At 74.3% G+C, this 20,012-nt stretch carries 22 protein-coding genes; 12 read left to right on the forward strand and 10 right to left on the reverse strand.

Translation table 11 applies throughout. The features are described 5' to 3' along the window. Positions 1–93: 93 nt before the first annotated feature. Positions 94–891 carry a class I SAM-dependent methyltransferase gene (locus ACSNOB_RS27220; RefSeq protein WP_436689648.1) on the reverse strand — a complete coding sequence of 266 codons (798 nt, stop codon included), beginning with the start codon at positions 889–891 and terminating at the stop codon, positions 94–96. A 22-nt stretch (positions 892–913) separates the two neighbouring features. Beyond that, positions 914–1,678, reverse strand: a complete 765-nt coding sequence (locus ACSNOB_RS27225; RefSeq protein WP_436689650.1) for an SDR family NAD(P)-dependent oxidoreductase — start codon at positions 1,676–1,678, stop codon at positions 914–916. Positions 1,679–1,860: 182 nt separating this feature from the next. Here ACSNOB_RS27225 and mshA point away from each other — a divergent pair, with 182 nt between their 5' ends. The 3 genes from mshA to ACSNOB_RS27240 all read left to right on the forward strand — a co-directional run bounded on the left by mshA (position 1,861) and on the right by ACSNOB_RS27240 (position 5,039). Further along, positions 1,861–3,216: a D-inositol-3-phosphate glycosyltransferase gene (gene mshA, locus ACSNOB_RS27230; RefSeq protein ID WP_436689652.1), complete on the forward strand. Its 1,356-nt coding sequence runs from the start codon at positions 1,861–1,863 to the stop codon at positions 3,214–3,216. 172 nt (positions 3,217–3,388) lie between these two features. After that, the gene (locus ACSNOB_RS27235) at positions 3,389–4,012 is read left to right on the forward strand and encodes a YbjN domain-containing protein (protein ID WP_436689654.1); all 624 of its coding nucleotides are present in this window, start codon (positions 3,389–3,391) and stop codon (positions 4,010–4,012) included. 190 nt (positions 4,013–4,202) lie between these two features. Next, entirely contained in the window at positions 4,203–5,039 is an 837-nt protein-coding gene (locus ACSNOB_RS27240) for a hypothetical protein (protein ID WP_436689656.1), read from the forward strand. A gap of 449 nt (positions 5,040–5,488) precedes the next feature. On the opposite strand, the gene ACSNOB_RS27245 is transcribed toward ACSNOB_RS27240, so the two are convergent. Further along, positions 5,489–6,805, reverse strand: a complete 1,317-nt coding sequence (locus ACSNOB_RS27245; protein WP_436689658.1) for an MFS transporter — start codon at positions 6,803–6,805, stop codon at positions 5,489–5,491. A gap of 74 nt (positions 6,806–6,879) precedes the next feature. Then, the gene (locus ACSNOB_RS27250; RefSeq protein ID WP_436689660.1) at positions 6,880–8,262 is read right to left on the reverse strand and encodes an MDR family MFS transporter; all 1,383 of its coding nucleotides are present in this window, start codon (positions 8,260–8,262) and stop codon (positions 6,880–6,882) included. A 152-nt stretch (positions 8,263–8,414) separates the two neighbouring features. On the opposite strand from ACSNOB_RS27250, the gene ACSNOB_RS27255 reads away from it, so the two are divergent. Next, positions 8,415–9,182, forward strand: coding sequence for a phosphoglyceromutase (locus ACSNOB_RS27255; protein ID WP_393105921.1), 768 nt, complete (start codon positions 8,415–8,417; stop codon positions 9,180–9,182). Between the two features lie 56 nt (positions 9,183–9,238). Here the strand turns inward: ACSNOB_RS27255 and phoU are convergent, their stop codons facing one another. Further along, positions 9,239–9,892, reverse strand: coding sequence for a phosphate signaling complex protein PhoU (gene phoU / locus ACSNOB_RS27260; RefSeq protein ID WP_393105919.1), 654 nt, complete (start codon positions 9,890–9,892; stop codon positions 9,239–9,241). A gap of 194 nt (positions 9,893–10,086) precedes the next feature. Between phoU and ACSNOB_RS27265 the strand changes: the two genes are divergently transcribed. Both ACSNOB_RS27265 and ACSNOB_RS27270 read left to right on the forward strand, forming a co-directional pair. Further along, a complete protein-coding gene (locus ACSNOB_RS27265; RefSeq protein ID WP_436689663.1) occupies positions 10,087–11,373 on the forward strand; it encodes a sensor histidine kinase in 1,287 nt (428 codons plus the stop codon). 23 nt (positions 11,374–11,396) lie between these two features. Beyond that, complete coding sequence (locus tag ACSNOB_RS27270) at positions 11,397–12,080, forward strand: response regulator (protein WP_393105915.1); 684 nt, start codon at positions 11,397–11,399, stop codon at positions 12,078–12,080. 61 nt (positions 12,081–12,141) lie between these two features. Here the strand turns inward: ACSNOB_RS27270 and ACSNOB_RS27275 are convergent, their stop codons facing one another. Beyond that, positions 12,142–12,951, reverse strand: coding sequence for a hypothetical protein (locus tag ACSNOB_RS27275; RefSeq protein WP_436689665.1), 810 nt, complete (start codon positions 12,949–12,951; stop codon positions 12,142–12,144). 74 nt (positions 12,952–13,025) lie between these two features. On the opposite strand from ACSNOB_RS27275, the gene ACSNOB_RS27280 reads away from it, so the two are divergent. Continuing rightward, the gene (locus tag ACSNOB_RS27280; protein ID WP_436689667.1) at positions 13,026–13,970 is read left to right on the forward strand and encodes a Ppx/GppA phosphatase family protein; all 945 of its coding nucleotides are present in this window, start codon (positions 13,026–13,028) and stop codon (positions 13,968–13,970) included. Positions 13,971–14,031: 61 nt separating this feature from the next. Then, the gene (locus ACSNOB_RS27285; RefSeq protein WP_436689669.1) at positions 14,032–14,838 is read left to right on the forward strand and encodes a sugar phosphate isomerase/epimerase family protein; all 807 of its coding nucleotides are present in this window, start codon (positions 14,032–14,034) and stop codon (positions 14,836–14,838) included. A 37-nt stretch (positions 14,839–14,875) separates the two neighbouring features. On the opposite strand, the gene ACSNOB_RS27290 is transcribed toward ACSNOB_RS27285, so the two are convergent. The 3 genes from ACSNOB_RS27290 to ACSNOB_RS27300 are packed head-to-tail and all read right to left on the reverse strand — an operon-like array spanning position 14,876 to position 16,917. Continuing rightward, a complete protein-coding gene (locus ACSNOB_RS27290; RefSeq protein WP_393105908.1) occupies positions 14,876–15,460 on the reverse strand; it encodes a CGNR zinc finger domain-containing protein in 585 nt (194 codons plus the stop codon). A 22-nt stretch (positions 15,461–15,482) separates the two neighbouring features. Beyond that, a complete protein-coding gene (locus ACSNOB_RS27295; RefSeq protein WP_436689672.1) occupies positions 15,483–16,646 on the reverse strand; it encodes a glutathionylspermidine synthase family protein in 1,164 nt (387 codons plus the stop codon). Position 16,647: 1 nt separating this feature from the next. Next, a complete protein-coding gene (locus ACSNOB_RS27300; RefSeq protein ID WP_393105905.1) occupies positions 16,648–16,917 on the reverse strand; it encodes a hypothetical protein in 270 nt (89 codons plus the stop codon). A 131-nt stretch (positions 16,918–17,048) separates the two neighbouring features. On the opposite strand from ACSNOB_RS27300, the gene ACSNOB_RS27305 reads away from it, so the two are divergent. Continuing rightward, entirely contained in the window at positions 17,049–17,969 is a 921-nt protein-coding gene (locus tag ACSNOB_RS27305; protein ID WP_436689674.1) for a proline dehydrogenase family protein, read from the forward strand. 1 nt (position 17,970) lies between these two features. On the opposite strand, the gene ACSNOB_RS27310 is transcribed toward ACSNOB_RS27305, so the two are convergent. Continuing rightward, the gene (locus ACSNOB_RS27310; RefSeq protein ID WP_436689676.1) at positions 17,971–18,381 is read right to left on the reverse strand and encodes a VOC family protein; all 411 of its coding nucleotides are present in this window, start codon (positions 18,379–18,381) and stop codon (positions 17,971–17,973) included. A 76-nt stretch (positions 18,382–18,457) separates the two neighbouring features. Between ACSNOB_RS27310 and ACSNOB_RS27315 the strand changes: the two genes are divergently transcribed. From ACSNOB_RS27315 to ACSNOB_RS27325, 3 genes are all read left to right on the forward strand, one after another. After that, positions 18,458–19,258, forward strand: a complete 801-nt coding sequence (locus tag ACSNOB_RS27315) for an alpha/beta fold hydrolase (protein WP_436689678.1) — start codon at positions 18,458–18,460, stop codon at positions 19,256–19,258. Beyond that, complete coding sequence (locus ACSNOB_RS27320; protein WP_436689680.1) at positions 19,251–19,826, forward strand: TetR/AcrR family transcriptional regulator; 576 nt, start codon at positions 19,251–19,253, stop codon at positions 19,824–19,826. The genes ACSNOB_RS27315 and ACSNOB_RS27320 overlap by 8 nt, the downstream gene beginning before the upstream one ends. Beyond that, positions 19,826–20,012: DUF2568 domain-containing protein (locus tag ACSNOB_RS27325; RefSeq protein WP_436689682.1), on the forward strand; the 187-nt coding region annotated here is incomplete at its 3' end. The genes ACSNOB_RS27320 and ACSNOB_RS27325, both read left to right, overlap by 1 nt.

Here is a 20,012-nt window from a genome sequence, read left to right on the forward strand (position 1 = left end):
CTTTCAGCCCTCGAATCGCACTGTTCGCCCGTTTCGCCGGGGCAACAAGTGCAAGATCGCGGAGAGGTGGGGCACGCGGGGGAGGGGAGGGGGTCAGGTGGGGGCGACGGCGGGCCAGGGGAGGGTGAGTTCGCCGTGGCGCCAGCGGCGGGGGCCGTCGAGGACCGGCCAGCCCGCCTCGCGTACGGCGGAGACCGCGCGCAGCCAGCGTTGGCGGGGGCCGAACGGGGCGTAGCCGGCGGCGGCGTGCCACGCGTCGTCGAGCGCCCCGATCAGCTCGTGGATCCGCTCGCCCGGCACGTTGCGGTGGATCAGCGCCTTGGGCAGGCGTTCGGCCAGCTCCGCCGGGGTGCCCAGGGTGGTGAGCTTCGCGGCCAGGGTGAGCGTCCGGGGGCCGGCCGCGTCGAGCAGCACCCAGCCGCCGAGCCGGCCCAGCTCGTCGCAGGTGCCCTCCACCAGCAGGCCGCCCGGGGCCAGCGCGGCGGTCATGGTCCGCCACGCCTCGGCCACCTCGCGCTCGTCGTACTGGCGCAGGACGTTGAACGCGCGGACCAGGGCGGGCCGGAGCCCGGCCAGCTCGAACCCGCCGCGGGCGAAGGTGAGCCGGGGCGGGTCGGCGGACGGCTGCGCGGCGGCCACGCGTACCGGATCGATCTCCAGCCCGACCACCCGCACGTCGGCGCGGACCCCGGCGGCCAGCCGGGCACGCAGCTCGACGGCGGTCACCGGGGTGGCGCCGTAGCCGAGGTCGACCACCAGCGGGTCGGCGGCCTCGCGCAGCGCCCCGCCGCAGGTCTCGACGATCCAGTTGTCCACCCGGCGGAGCCGGTTGGGGTTGGTCGTGCCCCGGGTCACCACGCCGAGCGGCCGGTGCCGCCCCGTGCCCGCCATCGTCCGTGCCGCCCCGGCCGGCTCAGCCGACCCGGTGCACCTTGTGCTGGGCGGCCTGCGCGAGCGGGCGCACCACCAGGCGGTCGACGTTGACGTGCTGCGGGCGCGTCGCGCACCAGGCGACGCAGTCGGCCACGTCCTCGGCGACGAGCGGCTCGGCGACCCCGGCGTAGACCGCCGCCGCCTTCTCGGCGTCCCCACCGAAGCGCACCAGCCCGAACTCGTCGGTCTTCACCATGCCGGGGTCGATCTCGATGACCCGCACCGGACGGCCGCAGAGCTCCAGGCGCAGCGTGCCGGCGACGGCCGTCTGCGCGTGCTTGGCGGCGGTGTAGCCGCCCCCGCCCTCGTACACGGTGAAGCCGGCGGTGGAGGAGACGATCACGATGGTGCCCGCACCGGACGCCTCCAGCGCGGGCAGCAGCGCCTGGGTGACGCGCAGCGTGCCGAGCACGTTCACGTCGTACATCCACTGCCAGTCGCCGACCGACCCGGACTCGACCGGATCCAGCCCGCGCGCGCCGCCGGCGTTGTTGACCAGCAGGGTGACGGGCCCCGGGGCCCGGGCGGCGGCCTCGGCGAGCCCGGCCACCGACTCGTCGGAGGTGACGTCGCAGGCCACGGCGGTGGCCGTGCCTCCCGCCGCCTCGATCTCCGCGACCAGGGCGGACAACCGGTCGGTGCGCCGCGCGGCGGCGAGCACGTGGAAACCCTCGGCGGCGAGCCGGCGGGCGGTGGCCGCGCCGATCCCGCTGGACGCTCCGGTGACGACGGCGACAGAGGTCATCCGGCCATTCTCACCCCGGCGGCCGGGCTGGGCGACGCCGGCGCGGTGATGAGGTCCGTCACGCCCGGGGGTCGTCCCCGCGCATCACCGGAGTCGGATCGGGAAGATGACATCCGGCGAGGACGTTGTCCGAAAAGCGCCGGGCGTGCGGGACGGCATAAACCGTGACAGAGGGAGCGGACGTGGCGGAAATGCACACCGGTGTCGGTCGTCAGCGCGGTGCGCGTCCGTGGCCCCGCCCCCGGCGGATCGCCACGCTCTCGGTGCACACCTCGCCCCTGCACCAGCCGGGCACCGGCGACGCGGGCGGCATGAACGTCTACATCCTGGAGGTCGCGCGGCGGCTGGCCGAGGCGGACGTCGAGGTGGAGATCTTCACCCGGGCGACCTCCGGCGACCTACCCCCGGTCGTCGAGACGGCGCCCGGCGTGCACGTCCGGCACGTCACCGCCGGCCCGCTCGAAGGGCTCACCAAGGAGGAGCTGCCGGGGCAGCTCTGCGCCTTCACCGCGGGCGTGCTGCGCGCCGAGGCGTCCCGCCCGCCGGGCCACTACGACCTGATCCACTCCCACTACTGGCTCTCCGGGCAGGTCGGCTGGCTGGCCAAGGAGCGCTGGGGCGTGCCGCTGGTGCACACCGCGCACACCCTGGCGAAGGTCAAGAACGCCCAGCTCGCCGACGGGGACCGGCCGGAGCCCAAGGCCCGCGTCATCGGCGAGGAGCAGGTGGTCGCCGAGGCCGACCGGCTCGTCGCGAACACGGCGGTGGAGGCCCGGGACCTGATCGACCGGTACGACGCGGACCCGGCCCAGGTGACCGTGGTCGAGCCCGGCGTGGACCTGGACCGGTTCCGGCCCGCCCCGGAGAGCCGCAGGTACGCCGCCCGTCGCCGGCTCGGGTTGCCCGCCTCCGGGTACGTGGTGGCCTTCGTCGGCCGGATCCAGCCGCTGAAGGCGCCCGACGTGCTCGTCCGCGCGGTGGCCGCGCTCCGCGAACGCGATCCGGCGCTCGCCGAGGAGGTCACCGTGGTGATCTGCGGGGGCCCCAGCGGGAGCGGCCTCGACCGGCCGACGGCCCTGATCGAGCTGGCCGCCTCGCTCGGCGTCGCCGACCGGGTGCGGTTCCTGCCGCCGCAGACGGGTGACGACCTGCCCGCCCTGTACCGGGCGGCGGATCTGGTCGCGGTGCCGTCGTACAACGAGTCCTTCGGCCTGGTGGCGCTGGAGGCCCAGGCCTGCGGCACGCCGGTGGTGGCCGCCGCCGTCGGCGGCCTGGTGACCGCGGTCCGCGACCAGGTCAGCGGCGTGTTGATCGACGGCCACGACGCGGTCGACTGGGCCCGTACGCTCGGCCGCCTGCTGCCGGACCGGCTCCGCCGCGCCGAGCTGTCCCGGGGCGCGGCCCGGCATGCCCGCGGCTTCTCCTGGCACCGGACGGCCTCGGGGCTGCTCGCCGTCTACGGCGAGGCGATCGCCGACCACCGGGCCCGGCTCGCCTCCGAGCTGGCCGGCGGCCCGGCGATGTCCTGCTCCTGGTGACCGACCCGGCCGCCCCGCCGTCACCGGCCGCCCCGCCGTCACCGGCCGCCCCGCCGTCACCGGCCGCTCCGCCGCCACCGGTCGCCGGCCGGGCCGACGCCGGCGCACCCGGCGGGGGGAGGGTCCAGCCGCCACCCGGTGGCGGGGCGGGGCCGGCCGTAGAGTGGGTCCGATGAGCGCGAAGAGTGATCTTGGGGCCCTGATCGAGGCGGTCTGCGACGAGCGGGAGCTGGCCTGGGAGTCGACCGGCCCGGGCTCGTACGCGGTCACGCTGCCGGGCACCCACAAGCTGAAGACGGTCTGCAACCTGATCGTCGGTGAGCACGCGCTGCGGATCGAGGCGTTCGTGATGCGCCAGCCGGACGAGCGGCGCGAGGAGCTGTGGGCCTGGCTGTTGCAGCGCAACGCCCGGATGTACGGGGTGTCGTTCTCCATCGACGCGGTCGGCGACGTCTACCTGACCGGCCGGGTCAACCCGGCGGGGGTCGACGCCGACGAGCTGGACCGGCTCCTCGGCGCGGTGCTGACGTACTCCGACGAGTCCTTCGACACGATGCTCGAGATCGGCTTCGGCAGCTCGATCCGCCGGGAGTGGGAGTGGCGGGTCAAGCGGGGCGAATCCACCGCGAACCTCGCGGCCTTCGCGCACCTCTTCGAGCCGTCCCCGGCCGGCCCCGTCGCCGGGGCGCCAGCCGCGCCCGCCGTCGCGGCGGGGTCCGCACCCGAGGCCGGAGCGGGCGCCGCGGGCGGCGGCGCCGACGCGGGTGTCCCCGGCGGAGGTTCGGACCGGTCCTGACGGGTATGCCGCACCGCGCGGTGCGGCACTGGGACCCGCCGCGCGCCGAGGACCAACTGTCGAGGAGCGTGAGCGTCCCATGGCTCAGCGGAACAGCTCAGGTCGCGGCGGGACTGCGACCAGGACCACACGGCAGGCGGGCAACCAGACCCCGAACACGCCGGGGATCTCGGAGTCCGACATCTCGCGGATGAAGGTGGACGAGATCCGGGGGCAGCTCCGCCGGCGCGGGGTCTCCGGGATCTCCGCGCTGCGCAAGCCGGAACTGGTGAAGACGCTGGTGCGGACCCTGCGGGCGGAGCGACCCGCGGGCGGCGCCGCCCGTCGCAGCACCGGTCCCGCCGGCCGGGCGGCGGGGACGAAGGCGTCGGCCGGCCGGGCCGCCGCCACGAAGAAGGCGGCCGCCGGCCGGGCCGCGGGCAAGGCGGCCCCGAGCCGGGCGAAGGCCGCGAACAAGACCGCCCCCGCGAAGAAGGCCCCGGCGAAGAAGGCCGCGGCGAAGGCAGCCCCGGCCAGGAAGGCGGCGCCCGCGAAGAAGGCCGCGCCCGCCAAGAAGGCGGCGCCGGCGGCCCGGAAGACCACGGCGGCGAGGAAGTCCGCGCCGGCGTCGACGCGGGCCGGCTCGACCCGCGGCGGTACGGCGACGAAGGCGACCCCGGTCCGCACCGGACGCACCACCTCGCGGTCGGTGCGTTCCTCCCAGGCGATCACCTCCACCGCCGACCGGCCCGAGCGCCCGGGGCGCAGCCTGGTCACCACCAACCACGACGTGATCCGGCGCTGGGCCCGGGAGCGCGGCGCCAAGCCGGCGACGATCGCGGGCACCGAGCGGGAGGGCCGGGCCGGCGTGCTCACGTTCAACATGCCGGGCTACCGGGAGAGCAGCCGGATACGCGAGATCACCTGGGACGAGTGGTTCCGCACGTTCGACGAGCGCAAGCTGAACCTGATCTACCAGGAGCAGCTCCGCGACGGCCGGCCCAGCAACTTCTTCCGTACGGAGTCCCCCGATCGTGAGGACGCCTGACGTGTTTGGGGGAATGGTCGACGGGTATCCGCTGTTGGCCACGACGGGGAGGCCCGACGCAGCGGCATCCGGGTGGGACACCGGGCGCTGTGACCGGCGAGACAGCCGATCCGGCTTGAATCGTTAATCCGGGCGAACTAACTTTATTGCACCGCGCCACGCTTGGAAACGTTCGGGGGAGCGGCGGATCGATCAGATCCGTGCACCGAGCGAGGCGCAGGGGACGGGTGGAACAACACCGTTGGGGGACGGTGGCCACCTGTTTGGACCGGCGGCGCGAGCGGGCGACGCCTACGGGGGTGGGTATCGCCCGCCGCCGCCGGTCATACCGTGCGAACGCCCATCACGACCACCGGTCGCGATGGGCGTTCTGCTTCCTCCCCGAGCGCCCGCGGTCGGACCACGCGGTCGGCGGCGAACGCCGTCTCCGACTGCCGCCGACCTCGACGTCAACGCGCCGCGCGGGCGGGGATCGGGGACGGGGTCTGCCGCCGGCGGAGGGCGGCCACGCGCCGGTCGCGGGACGGGCCGGTCACCAGGTGGCACACGGCGGCCAGCAGCCCCAGCCCGCCGACGATGAGCCAGTGTCCGTTGCCGAGGTACTGCAGGCTCACCCCGCCCAGCGTGGGCGCCACGAACGACGCCGCCGGGAACGCCAGGTAGAACACGGACTGGTAGCGGGCGCGCAGCTCGGGTGGTGCGAGGTCGGCGTTGATCTGCGCGTTCGGCGGGGCGGCGAGCATCTGGCCGATCGTCCAGACCACCGCCGCGCCCAGGTAGACCGCCAGGTCGTCGGCGACGGCGAGGGCGGCGAAACCGACCGCCAGCACGGCGGTCGAGACGGCCAGGACGTGGTGCTTGCGGTGCCGCTCGATCAGCCGCGGCACGAAGAGCTGCCCCACCACGATCAGCACCCCGCCGAGCGCCACCACCGCGCCGTACGCCGACGGGCGCAGCCCGTCCGCGCGCATGGCCAGGGGCATGATCGTCGAGGTCTGCATGGTCAGCACGGCCAGCACGAAGGTCAGGCCCACGAAGACGAGGAAGGTGCGGTCGGTCAGGGCCGTGTGCAGCCCGGGCGGGCGCGGCGCCCGCCGCTGCCGTGCCGCCCGCCCGTCGGACTCCGCCGATGCCGGCGGGCGCCCCACCGCCCCGTCGGCCCGGGCGGTCCGGAGCCGGGGGAGCGTCTCGGGGACCTTCCAGCCGATCACCGCGGCCGCGACCAGGGTGGCGGCGGCGTCGACCAGGAAGAGCGCGACGAAGCTCGCCTCGGCGAGCAGACCCGCCAGCAGCGAGGCCACCGCCATGCCCAGGTTGAACGCCCAGAACTGGAGGTTGAACGCGCGCGAACGGCGCTGCTCGGGCACCACGTCGACGATCGCCGCGACGAAGGCGGGGCTGGGCATCGAGTGCACCACCCCGACCAGGGCGGCGAGCACGGCGATCACGACGAGGTGCCGGCTGAAGGCCAGCGCCACCATCAGCCCGGCGGTGGCGAGGTGGGCGGCGAGCAGGGTGGCCCGGCGTCCCCACCGGTCGGCCAGCACCCCGCCGAGCAGCACGCCGCCCGCCCCGCCCAGCCCGTACGCCCCGACCACCGTGCCGGCCAGCGCCTCGCTGGCGCCGCGTGCGTCGGTCAGGTAGAGCGACAGGAAGAGCATGGCGAAGGCGCCGGCCCGGTTGATCAGCAGGCCGGCCCAGAGATACCAGAAGGTGGCGGGAAGCCCGCCCGCGGTGTCGTCCAGCCAGCGGCGCAGGGCCCGCACCCGTCCTCCAGAAGGTTTCTCGATTCAGCCTCGACCGTAGGAAGCCCGGGTCCGGAGCGCCAGGGTATTTCTGGTCACCGGGCGCCGGTCGACTCCGCCTCGCGTCGCGGGTCCGCGGGTCGGGCGGCGTCCCGCGCGGGCACCACCGGCTCGGCGGGGCCCGTGGCCGCCGCCTCGGCCGCCTCCGGCGCGGGCGGCTGGACGGCCACCACCGGCACGACGACCCCGGTGGCCCCGCGCAGGGCGACGGCGCGCCGCTCCCGGGCCGGGCCGGAGACCAGGTGGGCGACCGCCATCAGCGCGCCGATCACGGCGCAGCCGAGCCAGAGTTCGGTGTTGCCGGCCCGCTCCCGGACCAGGCCGCCGAGGACCGGCGCGACGGCGCCGGCCACCTGCCAGGAGAGCGAGAAGACGCCCTGGTAGCGGCCGCGCAGCTCGGCGGGGGAGAGCTCGGCGATCAAAGTGGAGTTGGAGGGCGAGTTGAGCATCTCGCCGACGGTCCAGATCAGCACGGTCAGGCCGTAGAACCAGGCGACGTCGGCGAACGCGGTGAGGCCGAACCCGACGCCCATCACCACCGAGGCCAGGGCGAGCACGTGCGACCGGCTCCGGCCCTTGATCAGCCGGGGTACGAAGAGCTGGCCGACCACGATCAGCACCCCGTTGAGCGCGATCACCGAGCCGTACGTGGCGGGGCTGAGGCCGGAGTCGCCCATCGCGATCGGCAGCATCGAGATGTGCTGGAGGAAGACCAGCGCGCCGAACAGGTTGAGCGTCACGAAGCCCAGGTAGACGCGGTCGGTCAGGATGGTGCGCAACGCGCCGGCGGGAGCGCCGGGACCCTTGTGGTGGGCGCCGACGGCGGGGGGCCGCCGGGTCTCGCCGACCTTGGTGAAGATGATCAGCGCCGTGATCACGGTGGTGGTCGCGTCGACCACGAAGAGCAGCAGGTAGCCGGCCTCGGCCGCGAGACCGGCGAGGATCGCCGCGCAGGCGAAGCCGAGGTTGATCGCCCAGTAGTTCAGCGAGAAGGCACGCAGCCGGTCCTTCTCCGGCACCACGTCGATCATCATCGCCCCGAACGCGGGGCGGGCCGCCTCGGCGAACGTGCCGAGCAGCAGCGCCCCGAGCGCGACCGCCCAGAGTTGCTGGGCGAAGCCGAGGGCGAGCATCATGGCGGCCGCGCCGAGGTGCGCGGTGAGCAGGGTCGGCCGGCGGCCCCAGCGGTCGGCCAGCGTGCCGCCGACGGTGGTGCCGACCGCGCCGCCGACGCCCCACAGCCCGATCACCAGGCCGGCCTGCGACGCGGAGAAGTCGCGCTCCTGGGTCAGGTAGATGGCGAGGAAGACCAGGACGAACGAGCCGAGGCGGTTGATCAGGGTCCCGGCCCAGAGGTACCAGAAGGTGACCGGCAGGCCACCGGTCGTGTCCCGGAACCAACCCCGCATCGTCCGCACCTTCGGCGCCCCCGTTCGCGTAATGACCGTCCTGATTCTTGCGCCTTACAACCTAGTGCCGGGCCGGTTTTCCGGTCATCGGCTTTTCCACGTGGTGGTCGTCACGACCACTGCCCGCGTGTTCCCGGACGGCGTGCGGCAGGATGATCGGCATGACTGCGAGCGAGGGGCCCACCGTCGGGACGCTGGTCCTGCTGCGGCACGGCGAGAGCGACTGGAACGCCAAGAACCTCTTCACCGGCTGGGTCGACGTCGACCTGACCGAGAAGGGGGAGAACGAGGCGCGCCGCGGCGGCGAGCTGCTGCGCGAACACGGCCTGCTGCCGGACGTGGTGCACACCAGCGTGCTGCGCCGGGCGATCCGCACCGCGGAGCTGGCGCTCAGCGCGGCCGACCGGCACTGGATCGCCGTGCGGCGGTCGTGGCGGCTCAACGAGCGGCACTACGGCGCGCTGCAGGGCAAGAACAAGAAGCAGACCCTGGAGGAGTACGGCGAGGAGCAGTTCATGCTCTGGCGCCGCTCGTACGACACCCCGCCGCCCCCGATCGCGGACGACGACGAGTTCTCGCAGGTGGGCGACCCGCGTTACGCGCTGCTGCCGAGCGAGCTGATGCCGCGCACCGAGTGCCTCAAGGACGTCGTCGAGCGGATGCTCCCCTACTGGTACGACTCGATCGTGCCGGACATCCTGGCCGGCCGGACGGTGCTGGTGGCCGCGCACGGCAACTCGCTGCGCGCGCTGGTCAAGCACCTGGACCAGATCTCCGACTCCGCGATCGCCAAGCTCAACATCCCGACCGGGATCCCGCTGCGCTACGACCTCGACCCGCAGCTGCGCCCGCTCACGCTGGGCGGGACCTACCTCGACCCGGCCGCGGCCAAGGCCGCCGCCGCCGCGGTCGCCAACCAGGGCCGCTGACGTACGCGCGGAAGGGCCCTCGTCGCGCTTCGACGACGAGGGCCCTTCCGCACGCCTCAGCTCGCGGCGGGCGGGGTCTCGCCGGTGATCAGGTAGACCACGTGCTCGCCGGCGTTGACGGCGTGGTCGGCGAAGCGCTCGTAGAAGCGGCCGAGCAGGGTGGCGTCGATGGCGGTCTCCACCCCGTACGGCCAGTCCTCGCCGAGCAGCACCCCGAACAGGCTGCGGTGCAGGTCGTCCATGGTGTCGTCGTCGCGGTCCAGTTCGGCGGCGAGATCGGCGTCGGGCTTGGCGAGCACCGAGCCGATCTTGACGGCCATCCGGTCGGCGGTGGCGGCCATGTCGGTGAAGATCGGCCGCAGCTCCGCGGGCACGGCCGGCGACGGGTGCCGGCGCAGCGCCGTCTTGGCGACGTGGTCGGCCAGGTCGCCCATCCGCTCCAGGTCGGCGGCGACGTGCAGCGCGGTGATCATCGCGCGCAGGTCGGAGGCGACCGGCGCCTGCCGGGCGAGCAGGTCGCAGACCCGCTCCTCGACGTGCCGGTAGAGGTCGTCGATCTCGGCGTCCCGCTCGATCACCGTCTCGGCCGCCCGGCGGTCCGCGGTGAGCAGGGCGCGGGTGGCCTGCCGCATCGCGGCCCGGACCCCCTCCGCCATGTCCACCAGCAGTTGGCTGACGATCTGCAGGTCAGCCCGGAACTCGTCGCGCATTGTCACGTCCTGTGGTCGGTGGTCGCCGCCGGGGCGGCCAGGGGCAGTGCGCCGCCCACGGTAGGTCGGGCGGGCGGACCCGAGGTGAACCACGGTGAACGACGCCCGGCGCGGGAGTGAACTTTCCCGGAAGTGAGAGTGATTCGCACCTTTTGTGGTGGTTGCCAGGTTAACAATGACCCTACGATCGCCGGGTGGAGTGGGCGGTGACGGTCGCATTGGCCGTGGGGCTGGTGGCCGGACTGGTCGCCGGGGTCCTGCTGCCCCGGTTCGTCCCCGCGCTGGGCGGGCGCTCCACCTCGCCGGGGAGCCGCTCCGGCTTCCCCTTCACGCGTGGGAGGCACCCGATAGCCGAGGATCCGCAGTCCGGGCTCGGCCGCCGGACCATCGACTCGCTCCGGGCGGGCGTGGTGGTGCTCGACCCCGAGGACCTGCCCGTCCTGGTCAACCCCGCCGCCCGCGCGATGGGGCTGCTCCGCACCGGCCCGACCCCCGGCTCGATCGCCGCCCACCCGCTGATCCGTACGCTCGCCGGGCAGGTGCGGCGCACCGGCGTGCGGCGCGAGATCGAGCTGGACCTGCCGCGGGGCCGCGACAACGCCGGGGTGAACCCGCTCGGGGTGCACCTGCGGGCGATGGGCCTCGGCGCGGGCTACATCGCGGTGGAGGCGGCGGACGTCACCGAGTCGCACCGGCTGGCCCGGGTGCGCCGGGACTTCGTGGCCAACGTCAGCCACGAGCTGAAGACCCCGATCGGCGCCCTCCAGCTCCTCGCCGAGGCGCTCCTGGACGCCACCGAGCCGGCCGGCGCCGGCGCGCCCGACCTCTCCGAGGACCTGGTCGCCGCCCGGCGCTTCGCCGAGCGGATCCAGCACGAGTCGACCCGGCTGGGCCGCCTGGTGCAGGAACTGCTGGAGCTGACCCGGCTCCAGGGCGCCGAGCCGCAGCCGCCCCCGGAGCCCGTCGCCGTCGACTGGGTGATCGCCGAGGTGGTCGACCGGACCCGCACCTCCGCCGCCGCCCGGCGGATCGACGTGGTCGTCGAGGGGGAGCGCGGGCTCACGGTCCACGGCAGCGACACCCAGCTCGCCACGGCGGTGTCGAACCTGGTCGAGAACGCCATCAACTACTCGGGCGAGGACACCACCGTCCGGATCACCGCGCGCGCCGACGACGAACACGTGGAGATCGCCGTCGCGGACCAGGGCATCGGGATCGCCCCGACCGACGTCGACCGGATCTTCGAGCGGTTCTACCGGGCCGACCAGGCCCGGTCCCGGTCGACCGGCGGCACCGGCCTGGGGCTGGCCATCGTCAAGCACATCGCCGGCAACCATGGCGGGCGGGTCGAGGTGTCGAGCACTCTTGGTGGTGGGTCGACGTTCACCCTGCGGCTGCCCGCCCGTCCCCCCGACGAGATCCTGGCGACACTGCCGTCCGCTGGGATCGAGGCCGGCCCGGCCGAGCTCCGGCAGGTCTGACAGCAATGGAAAGGAAATCCCCGTTGAGCCGCGTTCTGGTGGTCGAGGACGAGGAGTCGTTCTCCGACGCCCTGTCGTACATGCTCCGCAAGGAGGGCTTCGAGGTGTCCGTCGCCGCGACGGGCCCCTCCGCCCTCACCGAGTTCGACCGGACCGGCGCCGACATCGTGCTGCTCGACCTGATGCTGCCCGAGATGTCCGGCACGGAGGTGTGCCGGCAGCTCCGGCAGCGCTCGCACGTGCCGATCATCATGGTCACCGCGCGGGACAGCGAGATCGACAAGGTGGTCGGCCTGGAGATCGGCGCCGACGACTACGTGACGAAGCCGTACTCGCCGCGGGAGCTGGTCGCCCGGATCCGGGCGGTGCTGCGCCGACAGAGCGCCGAGGTCGCCGAGACGGGCGCGCCGACGCTGGCCGCCGGCCCGGTCCGGATGGACATCGAGCGGCACGTGGTGACCGTCGACGGCGCCCCGGTGCAGCTCCCGCTCAAGGAGTTCGAGCTGCTGGAGCTGCTGCTGCGCAACGCCGGCCGGGTGCTGACCCGGGGACAGCTCATCGACCGGGTCTGGGGAGCCGACTACGTCGGCGACACCAAGACGCTCGACGTGCACGTCAAGCGGCTGCGCTCCAAGATCGAACCGGAGCCGTCCGCGCCGCGCTACATCGTCACCGTGCGGGGCCTGGGCTACAAGTTCGAGCCCTGACCGGCGTACGCGTCGAGGGGCCCGCGCCGGCGCGCGGGCCCCTCTCCGTGTGCGGCGGTGCTCAGGCGGGGTCGGCGGGGTGCGGGGCGACCATGCCCTGCCGGCTGCGCGCCCCGCACAGCTCGGCCAGCTTCGCGTACGCGGGCGCGCCGATCAGCGCCGTCAGCTCCGGGCCGTAGGAGACGTACATCGGCTCCGCGCCGACGTGCGCGTCGGTGGAGGAGGTGCACCACCAGTCCAGGTCGTGCCCGCCGGCGCCCCAGCCCCGCCGGTCGAACTCGGACAGCGTGGAGACCAGCACCTTCGTGTTGTCCGGCCGCTTGACCCACTCCTGGTCGCGGCGGATCGGCAACTGCCAGCAGACGTCCGGCTTGTATTCCAGCGGGTGCACCCCGTCGCGCAGCGCCTGGGCGTGCAGCGCGCAGCCGGCGCCGCCCGGGAACCCGGCGTCGTTGAGGAAGACGCACGGGCCCTCCGCCTCCTGCGTGGCGGTGCGGCGGGCCGGGTTCTTGCCGTCGATGGTGTCGTTCTCGGTCCAGTTCTTGAACCCGCGACGGAAGTGCTGCCAGGTCGCGGGGCTCAGCCGCTTCACCGCGGCCCGGACCCGCCGCTCGTCGTCCGAGTCGGTGAAGAACGCCCCGTGCGAGCAGCAGCCGTCGGCGGCCCGGCCGGCGACGATGCCGTGGCAGCCCCGGCCGAAGACGCACGTCCAGCGGGAGAGCAGCCAGGTGAGGTCGGCCCGGACGAGGTGGCTCTCGTCCGCCGGGTCGACGAACTCGATCCACTCCCGGGGAAAGTCCAGCGGCACCTCGCGGCTGCGCGGGTCGTCCGGGTCGTCCACCAGCACACGGAGCTCGATCTGCCCTGTCACCCGGCCCAGCGTACGCGCGGAGCCCCGCCCGGTCCGCCGAGCCGCGCGATCGCGTTGCCCCTAGTGTCTTCAGCATGCGACTGGGTGTCCTCGACGTCGGTTCCAACACGGTGCACCTGCTGGTGGTCGACGCCCACCACGGCGCGCACCCCTGGCCGGCGCACTCCGAGAAGGTGGTGCTGCGCCTCGCCGAGCAGATCGGCCCGGACGGCGCGCTCACCGAGCCGGGCGCGGACGGCCTGGTCAAGGCGGTCAGCATGGCCAAGGCGGCCGCCGCCGGGCTGGACGCCGACGACCTGATCGCGTTCGCCACCTCCGCCGTCCGGGACGCCACCAACGCCCCGGACGTGCTCGCGCGGGTCCGCGCCGAGACCGGCGTACGCCTGGAGGTGCTCCCGGGCGCCGACGAGGCGCGGCTGACCTTCCTCGCGGTGCGGCGCTGGTTCGGCTGGTCGGCGGGGCGGCTGCTGGTGCTGGACATCGGCGGCGGCTCCCTGGAGATCGCGGCCGGCATCGACGAGGACCCGGACGTGGCGGTGTCGCTGCCGCTCGGCGCCGGCCGGCTGACCCGCGACCGGCTCCGGGTGGACGCGGACAGCGCGGTCCCGCCGCCGGCCGAGGCGGTCGACGAGCTGCGGGCGTACGTCGACGGGCTGCTGGAGCCCGTCGTCGCCCAGATGACCGCGGTGGGCTGGGAGCGGCCGGTGGCCACCTCGAAGACGTTCCGGACCCTCGCCCGGCTGGCGGGGGCGGCTCCCACCGGCGCGGGCCTGTGGGCCCCGCGCCGGCTCACCCGGCGCGGGCTGCGGCAGGTGCTCGGGTTCATCCGGCACATCCCGCCGGCCCAGCTCGCCGAGCTGGAGGGGGTCAGCGCCGGCCGGGCCCACCAGCTGCTCGCCGGGGCGGTGGTCGCCGAGGCGGTGCTCCGCCGGCTGGACGTCGAGGCGCTGGACATCTGCCCCTGGGCGCTGCGCGAGGGTGTGATCCTGCGCCGGCTCGACCAGCTCGGTTCCGGGTGATCTGGGCGCTTCGCCGCTTCTCGTCATGAGGCGTCGATCGACCCCGGCTACCCTCGATGATGTGACTTCCCGCGTCCCGGTGCTCCTGTCCAGTTCCTCGGTCTTCCCTGAGCGGACCGCGGCGGCGTTCCAGTTGGCCGCGGCGCTCGGTTACGACGGCGTCGAGGTGATGGTCTGGACCGACGCCGTCAGCCAGGACGTCGGCGCGCTGCGCGGGCTCGCCGAGCACTACGGCGTCCCGGTGCTCTCCGTGCACGCGCCCTGCCTGCTGGTCACCCAGCGGGTGTGGAGCCCGGACCCGTGGGAGCGGCTGCGCCGGTCCGCGGAGATGGCGGCGACGTTGGGCGCCCCCACCGTGGTGGTCCACCCGCCGTTCACCTGGCAGCGGGACTACGCGCGCAACTTCGCCGACGGGCTGCACGCGATCGCCCGCGAGTTCCCGGACCTGCGCTTCCCGGTGGAGAACATGTACCCGGTGCGGATGGCCGGCCGACAGTTCGTCCCGTACGTCCCGGGTTGGGACCCGACCGAGACCGGCTACCCCTCCTACACCCTCGACCTGTCGCACTGCGCCGCCTCGCACACCGACTCGATGGCGATGGCCGACCGGATGGGCGCCGGCCTGGCGCACGTGCACCTGGGCGACGGCACCGGCGAGGGGCGCGACGAGCACCTGGTGCCCGGGCGCGGCACGCAGCCCTGCGCCGAGCTGCTCTCCTCGCTCGCGGGGCGGGGGTTCACCGGCTCGGTCGCCGTGGAGGTCACCACCCGGGGCGCGAAGAGCCGCGCCGACCGGGAGGCCGACCTGCGCGAGGCGCTGGAGTTCGCCCGCCAGCACCTCGGCACCCCGTCCCCGGTCGACGCCTGACCGCCGCCGGCCGGCGTCCCGGCCGGCCGGCGAGGTCTCAGGTCACCGGGGTGAGCGACTCCACCGCGGTGGTCCGGGCGGCGACGGTCACCTGCTCGCCGATCGCCGCGCGCTTGCGGGCGCGGTGCGCGGCCACGTGCGAGCGGGTGGCGCAGCGCTCCGAGCAGAACCGCCGGCAACAGTTGGACGAGGTGTCCAGGTAGACGTTGCCGCAGCGCTCGTCGGCGCAGACCCCGAACCGGGCGCTGCCGTACTCGCAGAGCCAGACCGAGAGGCCCCAGACCGCGCCGGCCAGGTATTCGGCGCTCACGGAGGCACCCCGGCTGGTCACGTGCATGTGCCAGTCGCTGGAGTCGTGCCCGGAGATGCGTGGCTGCACCGGGAACGCCTCCAGCAGGGCGTTCAGCTCGGCCACCGCCTGGGCGTCCCGCCCGGAGGTGCCGTATTCGAAGACGTCGCGCAGGCGCTTCTGCGCCCGCCGGAAGGTCGCGAGATCCCGCTCCGCCACCTCGTCACGCATCCACGCGTTGTCTTCGGGGAAGAGGGCCCGCAGGTCGTCGAGGTCGTCCAGGCGGGCGTTGACGAGGTCAACGCCGGTCCGGGCGTACGCGTCGAAGTTCACGCCCCCAACGGTAGACGACTCTTCAGCCCCGTGGCGCGTCGATGTAGTGCGGCAGGAACCGCGCGTAGCCATCGGTGATGAGGCTCGCGCTCTCCCGCACCCCCGCCCCGGCCGACTCGCCGTCGACGACCCAGCTGCCCAGCACCATCCGGTTGCCGTCGAACTCCGGCAGCGCGCGGAACTCCTGGTAGCACCAGCCCTCGTCGCCGTAGATCCCCGGGTTGGCGATCTCCCCGTCGCCGGTGACGATCCGCACCGAGGCGCCCTCCCGGCCGAGCAGCGGCTTGGCGACGTACTCGGACATGCCGCGCGGCGAGTCGAGGTACGCCGGCAGCAGCAGCTCGTGACCCGGGTACAGCTCCCAGAGCACGGCGAGCAGCGCCTTGTTCGACAGCAGCAGCTTCCACGCCGGCTCGATCCAGGTGGTCGGGGTGCCCGGCTCCAGCGCCAGCGGCCCGTACGGCTCGGCGAGCATCCACTCCCAGGGATAGAGCTTGAAGCAGGTGGTGACCGGGCGGTCCGCCGCGTCGACGAAGCGCCGGCCGTCCCAGCCGATGTCCTGGATCGGCTGGAGCTCGACCTCCAGCCCGGCCTGCCGGGCGGTCTCGGCGAGGTAGCCGGCGGTCATGTGGTCCTCGCCCGACTCCTCCTCGTTCGACCAGACCACGTGCACCCGCCGGTCGTGCAGGCCGGCGCCGATCTTCGCCCACGCGCCGACCAGGCGCTCGTGCAGGCTGTTCCACTGGTCCAGTTCCGGCCGGGTGTGCTCCAGCCAGTACCACTGGACGATGCTCGCCTCGACCAGCGCCGTGGGGGTGTCGGCGTTGTACTCCAGCAGCTTCGGCGGCCAGCTGCCGTCGTAGGCGAGGTCGAAGCGCCCGTAGAGGGTGGGCGGCGACTCGCGCAGCGACCGGGCCACGGCCTCGGCCGCCCAGTCCGGGATGCCGAACTCGGCGTGGCGGCGGCGCGCGACGACGTGCTCGGCGGCGGCGACCGACATCCGGTGCAGCTCCTCCGTCGCCTCCTCCAGCCGGAGCACCTCGTCCAGCTCGAACGCGTACGCGGCGGTCTCGTCCCAGTACGACATGATCCCGCCGTCGGGCAGCTCGGTGTCGACGTACACCAGGCCCTGCTCGCGGATCGTGGCGTCCCAGCCCGGGCGGGGGGTGACGGACTGTCGGCGCACCTCAGCCGCCGCAGGCGGCGAGGTGGGTGCCGAAGCCGCCGCGGTCGGGGACGGCCGCGGTGGCCGGTTCCGGCGCGGGGCGGCCGGCGGTGACCTCGGGAACCCGCAGCGCGACGGCCACCGTGCCGTCGCCGCCGACGGGCCCGAGGGCGCAGTCGTCGTCATCGTCGTCGGAGGTCGTGTTGCAGGCGGAGAGGGCGAGCGCCAGCGCGGTGAGCGCGCCGAGCTGCACGGAGGCCGAGCGGAGCCGGCGGCGGGGACGTTGTTCCACGTCATGGTTGTAACCGATGGACACCAGTGCCGTCCGCCCCCGGGTGGGGCCTGTGATGTGGTTGGGACATGGGCGCGGGCACCCTGGCCGCCGCCCGGCGCGGGGGCGTGGCCGGGCGTTACGCTCGGTCCATGCTCCGTTCCGTCATCCTCGCCGCCTCCCGGTCATCCCAGGTCGAGCGGCTCGTCGCGACGGCCCCGTTCACCCGGGACCTCGTCCGCCGGTTCGTCGCCGGCGCCAAGACCGACGACGCGTTGCGCGCGACCCGCGAACTCGTCGACGACGGTCTCGCGGTGACCCTCGACCACCTCGGCGAGGACACCGTCACCCCCGAGCAGGCCAACGCCACCCGGGACGAATACCTCCGGCTGCTGAGGCTGCTCTCCGGCGCGGGGCTCACCCCCGCCGCCGAGGTGAGCGTCAAGCTCTCCGCGCTCGGCCAGATGTTCGACGAGCAGCTCGCGTACGACAACGCCCGGGCGATCTGCGCCGCGGCCGACGAGGCGGGCACCACGGTCACCCTCGACATGGAGGACCACACCACCACCGACTCGACGCTGGACATCCTGGCCAAGCTCCGCAAGGACCACCCGTCCACCGGGGCCGTGCTCCAGGCGTACCTGCGGCGGACCGAGTCGGACTGCCGTGAGCTGGCCACGGCCGGTTCCCGGGTGCGGCTGTGCAAGGGCGCGTACAAGGAGCCGGAGTCGGTGGCCTACCAGTCCGCCCGCGAGGTGGACAAGTCCTACGTCCGCTGCCTGAACATCCTGATGTCCGGCGACGGTTACCCCATGCTGGCCACCCACGACCCGCGCCTGATCGCCATCGGTGAGGACCGGGCGCGCTGGTTCGACCGCGGCCCGGAGCGCTTCGAGTTCCAGATGCTGTACGGCATCCGGCCGGAGGAGCAGGCCCGGCTGGTCAGCGAGGGCTACACCGTGCGCACCTACGTCCCCTACGGCGACCAGTGGTACGGCTACCTGATGCGCCGCCTCGCCGAGCGCCCGTCGAACCTGGCCTTCTTCGGCCGGGCCGTGCTCAGCAGGAAGTGACTCAGTCGTTCGACCAGCCCCGGGTGCTGAGCACCAGGCGGTAGCCGTCCGGATCGGCCACCGTCACCCCCCAGCGGTCCCAGTACGGGCCGGCGGAGACCCTCGTCCCGCCGGCCCGTTCCAGTTCCCGGACCAGCTCGTCGTCGACCGGGCCGTCGAGGTAGAGCACCAGCAGGTCCTCGGCGGTCGGCGTGGGGTCGGCGGCGAGCCGCTCGCCGCCGACGAGTTCCAGGTGCCAACCGGCTCCGGGCAGGCCCACCATCAGCAGGTCGTGCTCGCCGGGCCCGTCGGCGGTGGAGCGCCACAGCACGTCGAGGCCGACCCCGCCGACCCAGAACCGTTCGGCCGCCGCCAGGTCGCGGCTCGGGCGGGCGATGCGTACGTGGGGATCCAGGGCCGGGGAGAGAGGCATGTCGTCGATCTTGCAACCTCAAGCTGGCTTCAGGTCAACGTTGACGATCGGAGCTAAGCCGGTTAGCTTTTTGGCTATGGATGTTAGCTATGTGGGGCGGGACGGCGGACGGATCGCCTACGAGGTGCACGGGCAGGGGCCGCTCGTGGTCCTCTCGCACGGCATGGGGGAGAACCGGGGCTCCTTCCGCCACCTGGTGCCGCTGCTCGTCGCGGCGGGCCACCGGGTGGCGTCGGTGGACGTCCGGGGGCACGGCGAGTCCAGCGTCGGCTGGTCGTCGTACGCCCCGGCCGAGGTCGGCGCCGACCTCCTGGCGGTCGTCCGCGCCCTCGGCGGCGGGCCGGCCACCCTGGTCGGCAGCTCGTCCAGCGCGGCGGCCGTGGCCTTCGCCGCCGCCGACGCCCCCGCGCTGGTCAGCGGGATCGTCCAGGTCGCCCCGTTCGTCGGGCAGTCGAGGCCCAACCCGTTCCTGCGGGTGGCGCAGGCCGCCGTGCTGCGCAGCCCCCGGCTGTTCGGGCTGTTCCACCGCACGCTCTTCCCGTGCGACCGGCCGGCGGACGACGCGGCGTACCGCAGGGCGATGGTCGCCACCCTGCGCGAGCCCGGCCGGATGGCCGCGACGCGCGGGGTGATCGCGCCCGTCGCGCCGCACTGGACCGTCCGCGCCCGGGAGGTCCGGCAGCCGGTGCTGGTGCTGATGGGCGCGAAGGACCCCGACTTCCCGGACCCGGGCGCGGAGGCCCGCGCCGCCCGGCGGCTGTTCGCGACCGCCGAGGCCCGCATGATCGACGACTCCGGCCACTACCCGCACGCCGACCGGCCGGCGCAGACCGCCGCCCAACTGGTGGAGTTCCTGGCGGTGACCGGGCGTGCCTAGGGTCGGGCTCAACCAGCAGGCCGTGGTGCGGGAGGCGGCCCGGCTCGCCGACGAGGTCGGCGCCGACCATCTCACCCTCGCCGCGCTGGCCAACCGGCTGGGCGTCGCGCTGCCCAGCCTCTACAAGCACGTCCGCGGGGCGGAGGCGCTCGCCCAGAAGCTCTCCGCGCTGGCCACCGCCGAGCTCGCCGACGACCTGACCGCCGCCGTCGCCGGCCGGGCCGGGCCGGACGCGCTGCGGGCCCTCGCCGCCGCCTACCGGGCGTACGCCCGCCGGCACCCCGGCCGCTACCCGGCCACGCAGCGGGTGCCGGACCCGACCGACCCGGAGCACGTCGCGGCGGGGGAGCGGGCCGTCGGGGCGATCTACGCCGTCCTGCGGGGCTACGGGCTCGACGGCGACGACGCCGTCGACGCGACCCGGATGCTGCGCAGCACCCTGCACGGCTTCGTCTCGCTGGCGGCCGCCGGCGGCTTCGGCCTGCCCCGCGCCGTCGACACGACCTTCGACCAACTGGTCGCCGCCCTGGACGGCGCGTTCCGGTCCTGGCCCCGCGAGGAGCGCTGATGTACGCCGTGGGTCTGCTGCTGCTCTTCCTGCTCGAACTGGCCGTGCTGGCGATCGGCGGCTGGTGGGGCTGGGCGCTGGACGCCGGGACGCCCGTCCGGCTCGCCGCCGCCGTCGCCGTGCCGCTGCTGCTGGCCGCGCTCTGGGGCGTCTTCGGCTCGCCGAAGGCCCGGGTGCCGCTCCCGG

It is taken from the genome of Micromonospora sp. URMC 106 (assembly GCF_051386395.1).
In the GTDB taxonomy this organism is placed as follows: domain Bacteria; phylum Actinomycetota; class Actinomycetes; order Mycobacteriales; family Micromonosporaceae; genus Micromonospora.